At 50.0% G+C, this 1,433-nt stretch carries 2 protein-coding genes; both read right to left on the reverse strand.

Annotated elements, in window-relative coordinates; all coding sequences use genetic code 11:
• Positions 1 to 140: 140 nt before the first annotated feature.
• Positions 141 to 1,028: a (2E,6E)-farnesyl diphosphate synthase gene (gene ispA, locus KDK18_RS13115; protein ID WP_257255376.1), complete on the reverse strand. Its 888-nt coding sequence runs from the start codon at positions 1,026 to 1,028 to the stop codon at positions 141 to 143.
• Positions 1,029 to 1,031: 3 nt separating this feature from the next.
• On the reverse strand, positions 1,032 to 1,406 hold the full coding sequence (locus KDK18_RS14795) for an exodeoxyribonuclease VII small subunit (protein ID WP_373691174.1): 375 nt from the start codon (positions 1,404 to 1,406) through the stop codon (positions 1,032 to 1,034).
• Between the last annotated feature and the right edge of the window lie 27 nt (positions 1,407 to 1,433).

Raw genomic sequence — 1,433 nt, forward strand, 5'->3', positions numbered from 1 at the left:
CTGATCCTACTTCTGGCTCTTCTCAATAGGCGAAGAATGATACCAGTAACTGTCCTCAGTGAATTATAGGATTGTACCTGAACAGTAGGTTTTTTCTATGGCAATGCTGAAGATAAGCTACGTAATGATATTACATCGAATCAATGAGATCTCTGGATGACGTACTTTGCCATTTGCCTGAGGATAATGGCCTGATCCCCGAAGCTTTCGAGGGAGCAAATCGCCTGGTGACAGAGCGAGCTGGCGAGTTCTCTGGCACCCTGCAATCCCATAAGGGATACATAGGTGGGCTTATCCAGAGCCAGATCTGCCCCTTGTTGCTTACCCAGTACTTCGGTGTCGGCGGTGACGTCAAGAATGTCATCCTGAACCTGAAAAGCCAGACCAATGGCGTCTGCATAGCGAATAAGTTGGTTCAGTTGTTCTGTTTCGACTTTGCCACTTGAAAGTGCGCCCATGACAACACTGGCGCGAATCAGTGCCCCGGTTTTGTGGCTGTGCATTAATTGCAGTTGTTCCTGATTCAATGGACTGCCTACAGAGTTCAGGTCCATGGATTGGCCACCGCACATACCCCCATGGCCAGAAGCACGGGCCAGTTCCCTGATCAGTTGCAGGCAGACAGGAGCGGGTAATTCGTGATGGCTTGAAGCCAGTACTTCAAATGCCAGAGTTTGCAGAGCATCACCTGCAAGAGTGGCAGTGGCCTCATCAAAAGCTTTGTGGCAGGTGGGTTTGCCTCTTCGAAGATCATCATCATCCATCGCTGGAAGATCATCATGCACCAGGGAGTACGCGTGGACGAGCTCTACAGCGCAGGCAGCAGGGTCCGCCTGAGTCTGATCGCCACCTACGGCTTCAGAGGCAGCATAAACCAGAATCGGTCGAATACGTTTGCCACCGTTAAAAACAGAATAGGACATCGCCTCAACCAGCCTTTCACTGACGTGACTGATGTCGGGAAGATGATTTTTGAGCTGCTCATCAACGCGGTTTTGACAACCCTTGATGTATTCCAGCAGAGTCATGGATTATTCGCCTTCTGTCGGATCGAAAGGGCGGGTTTCCAATTGGCCCTGATTTTCCAGAAGCTGCTGGACTCTCTGTTCTGCTTCAGTCAGCGCTTTCTGACATTCACGTGTCAGCTTTACCCCTTTTTCAAAGGCTTTCAGAGACGCTTCCAGTGTCATATCACCGGACTCCATTTGCTGAACCAGTGCATCCAATTCTGTGAGCGACTGCTCAAAGGCAAAGCCCTGCTTTTTTTCCGGCATGCTTAGAAACCTTTTCCATTGACTTGGTGAGGGAATACCTGCCTTCAGGATGACCTTTGTCAGCCAGAGTGCTTCAGTGCATGGCAAAAAAGGACGGTACTCACCCGGATAAATTAAAACGGGCTCAAGCATACCACAAATTCAGGTTGGGGCGGGTTC

This window comes from Endozoicomonas sp. SESOKO3 (genome assembly GCF_024606255.1).

Bases quoted from the DNA above. Each gene is read 5' to 3' on its own strand.
- ispA (WP_257255376.1), bottom strand. From the start codon at position 1,028: ATGACTCTGCTGGAATACATCAAGGGTTGTCAAAACCGCGTTGATGAG.
- KDK18_RS14795 (WP_373691174.1), bottom strand. From the start codon at position 1,406: ATGCTTGAGCCCGTTTTAATTTATCCGGGTGAGTACCGTCCTTTTTTG.